Origin of the sequence: Actinomadura sp. KC06 (genome assembly GCF_004348735.1) — a bacterium.
In the GTDB taxonomy this organism is placed as follows: domain Bacteria; phylum Actinomycetota; class Actinomycetes; order Streptosporangiales; family Streptosporangiaceae; genus Spirillospora.
Genome location: NZ_SMKT01000279.1, coordinates 1 through 6,550 on the forward strand (window position 1 = coordinate 1; position 6,550 = coordinate 6,550).

General features: G+C 73.1%; 2 protein-coding genes. Both read left to right on the forward strand.

The window, feature by feature from the left end:
- Nucleotides 1-65 precede the first annotated feature (65 nt).
- Nucleotides 66-5,564: a carboxyl transferase domain-containing protein gene (locus E1287_RS41305; RefSeq protein ID WP_131971264.1), complete on the forward strand. Its 5,499-nt coding sequence runs from the start codon at nt 66-68 to the stop codon at nt 5,562-5,564.
- 248 nt (nt 5,565-5,812) lie between these two features.
- The coding region (locus E1287_RS41310; protein WP_165969447.1) for a sigma factor-like helix-turn-helix DNA-binding protein at nt 5,813-6,550 on the forward strand (738 nt) is incomplete at its 3' end.

A 6,550-nucleotide genomic window follows, 5' to 3' on the forward strand; every position in this document is an offset into this window, starting at 1 on the left:
GCATGGTCGGGGGTCCCCCGTGTCCCGGCGCCGACATCGTGGTCTATACAGGAAGGCTCGGTCCGTTGTTCAGTCGTGTCGCCATCGTCAATCGTGGTGAGGCCGCCATGCGCCTCATCCATGCCGTACGGGACATCGCCGCGGAGACCGGGACGCGGATCGAGACGGTCGCCCTGCACACCGACGTCGACCGCACCGCCACGTTCGTCCGCGAGGCGGACCTGGCCTACGAGCTCGGGCCCGCGTCCGCCCGCCCCTACCTCGACCTGGAGGTGCTGGAGCGCGCGCTGGCCGAGACGGGGGCCGACGCGGCCTGGGTCGGCTGGGGCTTCGTCGCGGAGGACCCGGCGTTCGCGGAGCTGTGCGACCGGATCGGCGTCACCTTCGTCGGGCCGAGCGCGGAGGCGATGCGCAAGCTCGGCGACAAGATCGGCGCCAAGCTGATCGCCGAGGAGGTCGGGGTGCCGGTCGCGCCGTGGAGCCGCGGCGCCGTCGAGACGCTGGACGCCGCCCTGGCCGCGGCGTCCGAGATCGGCTACCCGCTGATGCTGAAGGCGACCGCGGGCGGCGGCGGGCGCGGCATCCGCGTGATCACGAGCGCGGACGAGCTGGCCGACGCCTACGAGCGCACCAGCCAGGAGGCCGCGCGGGCGTTCGGCAGCGGCGTCGTGTTCCTGGAGCGCCTGGTCACCGGCGCCCGGCACGTCGAGGTCCAGGTGATCGCGGACGGCCAGGGCACGGCGTGGGCGCTCGGCGTCCGCGACTGCTCGGTGCAGCGGCGCAACCAGAAGGTCATCGAGGAGTCGGCGTCGCCGGTGCTCTCCGCCGAGCAGGCCGCCGAGCTGAAGGCGTCCGCGGAGCGGCTGGCCGTCGCGGTCGGCTACCGGGGCGCGGCGACGGTCGAGTTCCTCTACCACCCCGGCGACCGGCTGTTCGCGTTCCTCGAAGTGAACACCCGGCTGCAGGTCGAGCACCCGATCACCGAGTCCACCACCGGGTTCGACCTGGTCAGGGCGCAGCTGTGGGTGGCGTCCGGCGGACGGCTCGAAGGGGAGCCGCCCCCGGAGCGCGGCCACGCCATCGAGGCCCGGCTGAACGCCGAGGACCCCGACCGCGACTTCGCGCCCTCCCCCGGCCGCATCGCGCGGCTCGACCTGCCCGCCGGGCCCGGCATCCGGGTGGACACCGGCGTCCGCGCCGGCGACACCATCCCCGCCGACTTCGACTCGATGATCGCGAAGATCATCGCCTACGGCCGGGACCGGGACGAGGCGCTCGGCCGCCTCCGCCGGGCGATGGCGCAGACCACGGTGATCATCGAGGGCGGCGCGACGAACAAGAGCTTCGTGCTCGAGCTGCTCGACCGTCCAGAGGTGATCGAGGCCCGCGCGGACACCGGCTGGATCGACCGCGTCCGCGCCGAAGGCGATCTCGCGGCGCACCGGCACTCCGGCGTCGCGCTGATCGCCGCCGCGATCGAGACGTACGAGGAGGAGGAGCGCGCCGAGCGACAGCGGCTGCTGTCGACGGCGTCCGGCGGGCGTCCGCAGGTCCGGCACGACAGCGGACGGCCGCTGGACCTCAAGCTGCGCGGCGTCGCCTACCGGCTGCGCGTCGCGCGCGTCGGCGCGCACCGGTTCCGCGTCGGCATCGAGGTAGGCGACGACGCCCGCACCACCGTCGTGGAGCTCGACCGGTTCGACCGGCACACCGGGCAGATCGTCGTGGACGGCGTCCGGTACCGGCTGGTCACCGGCACGCACGGGCCGATCCACATGGTCGAGGTGGACGGCGTCACGCACCGGGTCAGCCGGGACGAGGGCGGCGTCGTCCGCTCGCCCGCGCCCGCACTGGTCGTCGCGACGCCGGCGAAGGTCGGCGCCGAGGTCGAGGCGGGCGCGCCGGTCCTGGTGCTGGAGAGCATGAAGATGGAGACGGTGCTGCGGGCGCCGTTCAAGGCGCGGCTGAAGGAATGCGTCGTGTCCGTCGGCAGCCAGGTGGAGACCGGCGCGCCGCTGCTGCGGCTGGAGCCGATCGCCGACGACACCGGGGCCGGGGCACTCGCGGAGTCGTCCGCTCCGGTCGACCTCGACCTGTCCGCGGCGCCCGGGACGCCCTCCGCGCGGGAGCGCGCCGCCCGCTGCCAGGAGGATCTGCGCAGCCTGCTGCTGGGCTTCGACGTCGACCCGCACGACGAGGGCCGCGTCCTGGACGACTACCTCGACGCCCGCCGGGACGCCGCCGAGAACGGCCACCGCCCCCTGGCGGACGAGCTCGGGCTCGTCGAGGTGTTCACCGACCTCGCCGAACTGAGCCGCAACCGTCCAGCGGGCGGCGACGGCACGGGCGGCGACGGGGACGGCAGCCACGTCCACAGCGCCCGCGAGTACTTCCACACCTACCTGCAGAGCCTCGACGTCGACCGGGCCGGGCTCCCGGATGGTTTCCAGGCCAAGCTCGCCAAGGCGCTCGGCCACTACGGCGTCACCGGCCTGGAGCGCTCGCCCGAGCTCGAAGCGGCCGTGTTCCGGGTGTTCCTCGCGCAGCAGCGGACGTCCGCCGACGCCACGATGATCGCGACGCTGCTGCGGACCTGGCTGCGGGAGCCGCCGCCCGAGCAGGCGCTGCGCGAGCCCGCCGGGCTCGCGCTGGAACGGCTCGTCGCCGCGACGCAGGTGCGCTTCCCGGTCGTCGCCGACCTCGCCTACGGCGTGGTGTTCGCGTGGTTCGCCCAGCCGCTGCTGCGCCGCAACCGCGCTCGCGTGTACGCCGACGTCCGCAGGCACCTGCGCCACCTGGACGCGAACCCCGACGCGCCGGACCGCGCCGACCGGATCGCCGAGATGGTGCGCAGCACCGAGCCGCTGGTGCGGCTGCTCGGCCGCCGCCTCGTCCGCCAGAACCGCCAGGACCGGGACAACGCGGTCATGCTGGAGGTCCTGACCCGGCGCTACTACGGCAACAAGGGCCTCACCCGCGTCCGCACCCGCGAGGTCGAGGGCTGCTCGTTCGTGATCGCGGAGCGCGCGGGCTCGTCCGTGGTCTCCTCCGCGGTGAGCTTCGAGGCGCTGGGCAGCGCGCTGCGCGGGCTCGCGGAACTGGCGGCCACCGGCGAGGACCCGGTCGACGCCGACATCTACCTGTCCTGGGAGCGGCAGCCGGAGGACTTCGACGCGATGGCGGCGGCGCTGCAGGAGGTCGTCAACGCGCACCCGCTGCCGCCGCAGGTCCGCAGGCTCACCGCCACGGTCGCGGGGAGCGGCGGCGCGGTGATGCACCACCACTTCACGTTCCGCCCGTCGTCCTGGGCCGACGGCGGGATGGCGGAGGAGCGGCTGATCCGCGGCCTGCACCCGTACATCGCGCAGCGGATGCGGATGGAGCGGCTGGCGAAGTTCGACCTCACCCGGCTGCCGTCGTCGGACGAAGAGGTCTACCTGTTCCGCTGCACGGCGCGGGAGAACCCGTCGGACGAGCGGCTCGTCGCGTTCGCGCAGGTCCGCGACCTGACCGGGCTCCGCGACCACGACGACAGGCTCCTCACGCTGCCGACCGCCGAGTACACCATCGCGTCCTGCCTCGACTCGATCCGCAACGCGCGGTCGCGGTGGCCGTCCAAGAAGCGCCTCAGCACCAACCGGATCGTGATCTACGTCTGGCCGCCGAGCGACATCACCCGCGCGGAGCTGGAGATGATCGCCGGACGGCTGCTGCCCATGACGGCGGGCGCCGGTCTCGAGGAGATCGAGATCATCGCGCGGCGGCGGGACCGGACGACCGGCGAGCTGCACAAGATCGCCGTGCGGGTCTCGTTCGACGCCACCGGCGGCACCGAGCTGACCGTCGGCGAGCCGTCCGGCGAGCCGGTCGAGCCCGTGGACGACTACCGCCAGAAGGTTCTGCGCGCGAGCAGCCGCAACACCGTGTACCCGTACGAGCTGACCGGCTTGCTGGGCGACTTCGTCGAACACGACCTGAGCGACGACCACGCGCTGGTGCCGGTCGACCGTCCCAAGGGGCGCAACACCGCGGCGATCGTCGCCGGTGTCGTCACCACGCCGACCCGGCGGCACCGGGAGGGCGTCACCCGCGTGGTGCTGCTCGGCGACCCGACGAAGTCGCTCGGCGCGCTGTCAGAGCCGGAGTGCCGCCGCGTGATCGCCGCGCTGGACCTGGCCGAGCGGATGCGGGTGCCGCTGGAGTGGTACACGCTGTCGTCCGGCGCCCGGATCTCCATGGAGTCCGGCACGGAGAACATGGACTGGGTCGCCGCGGCGCTCAAGCGGATCGTGGAGTTCACCCAGGACGGCGGCGAGATCAACGTCGTCGTCACGGGCATCAACGTCGGCGCGCAGCCGTACTGGAACGCCGAGGCGACGATGCTCATGCACACCAAGGGCGTCCTGGTGATGACGCCCGACTCGGCGATGGTGCTCACCGGCAAGCAGGCCCTCGACTTCTCCGGCGGCGTGTCCGCCGAGGACAACTTCGGCATCGGCGGCTACGACCGGGTCATGGGCCCGAACGGGCAGGCGCAGTACTGGGCGCCGAACCTGGCCGCCGCGCGGGACGTCCTGATGGCCCACTACGACCACACCTACGTCGCGCCCGGCGAGGATGGGCCGCGCCGCACCACCACGACCGACCCCGTCGACCGCGACGTCTCCGACTTCCCGCACGCCGTGGAGGGCAGCGACTTCACCACCGTCGGCGAGATCTTCTCCGCCGAGGCCAACCCGGACCGCAAGAAGCCGTTCGACATCCGGACGGTCATGCGCGCGCTCTCCGACCAGGACCACCCGGTGCTGGAACGCTGGGCGGGCATGGCCGACGCCGACACGGCGGTGGTGCAGGACGTCCATCTCGGGGGCATGCCGGTGTGCCTGCTCGGCATCGAGTCGCGCGCGGTGCCCCGCCGCGGCTTCCCGCCCACCGACGGCCCGGACGCCTACACGGCCGGGACGCTGTTCCCGCAGTCGTCCAAGAAGGCCGCGCGGGCGATCAACGCGGCCAGCGGCAACCGGCCGCTGGTGGTGCTGGCGAACCTGTCGGGCTTCGACGGCTCGCCGGAGTCGATGCGCAAGCTGCAGCTGGAGTACGGCGCCGAGATCGGCCGCGCGATCGTGAACTTCCGCGGCCCGATCGTGTTCTGCGTGATCTCGCGGTACCACGGCGGCGCGTTCGTGGTGTTCTCCAAGGCGCTGAACCCGGAGATGACGGTGCTGGCGCTGGAGGGCTCGTTCGCCTCGGTGCTCGGCGGCGCGCCCGCCGCCGCGGTCGTGTTCTCGGGCGACGTCAACGCCCGCACGGCGGCCGACCCGCGCGTCCGGGACCTGGAGGCCCGGGTGACCGCCGCGACCGGCCCGGAGCGCGCCGCGCTGATCGCCGAGCTGGAGGAGCTGCGCGCCTCGGTCCGCGCGGAGAAGGTCGGGGAGGTGGCCGCGGAGTTCGACCGCGTCCACGACATCCGCCGCGCCGTCGAGGTCGGCTCCGTGGACGCCGTCATCCGCGCCGCGGAACTGCGCCCGAGCATCATCGAGGCGATCGGGGCGCGCAAGCCCTGACCGCGCCGGCGGCCCGACGACCTGCAAAGAAGCCGACATATACGGCAATCTCGGGCCAATCTCACTGATCATAACAGATCAGAATCATTACTTTACTCTGCGTGGAATCTACTACTTTAGGGATCATTCCCTTCTCATCCGTCACGGATATGCACTAGAGTCCCGTGCCCATGGCGTGCCGCGGATGGCCCGTCGCCCTTGCCCGCTCTCCGACGGCTGCTCCCACGGCCACCTCACGAGGAGGTCATATGCGCGGGGACCTGGAAAACCTCTACGACGCCCACGCACACCGCCTGTACGCGCACTGCTGGTCGCTCACCGGCGACCAGGGCGCGCCCGAGGCACTGAAGGACACGCTCAACGAAGCGGTGCAGCAGCACCCTCCGCCGGGCGAGACGGTGCTATGGCTGCACCATCTGGCTCGCAGGGTCTGCGCCGACCGGGGGGCGTTCAGCCCCCACAGCCGGCCCGTCTTCGCTGACGCCGAGACAGACCCGCTGCTGGCCGCGGCGCGCAACCTGCCCGCCGACCACCGCGAGGCGCTGCTGCTGTCGGCGGGCGAATGGCTGGCGGTCCGCGACATCGCCAGCGTCCTGCGCGTCTCCACGGAAGCCGTGCGCGAGCGGTTGCACGAGGCCCGCACCGCGCTGGAACGGGTCGTCCTGGACGCCCTCATGCGCCGCACCGCCGACCCCGCGAAGCACATGGACGTCATCGAGGCGTTCGAGAAGGGGCGGCTCCCGAACCTCCTGGCCCGCCGCGCGCCCGCCTTCGCGCCCGCGCCGCTCCGCGACCACGTCCTGGGCAACGACGTGCCGGACGACGAGGTGCACGAGGAGCTCGGGCACGCACCCTCGGTGCCCGTCCCGCCCGCGGTGCCACCGGACCCGACCCGTCCCCTCGTGGTGATCGGCTCCGGCGCGGGCACCGGCGCGGCCTTCGCCGACGAGCCCGTCGCCGGCGCCGCCGCCCGCCCCCTCGCCGAG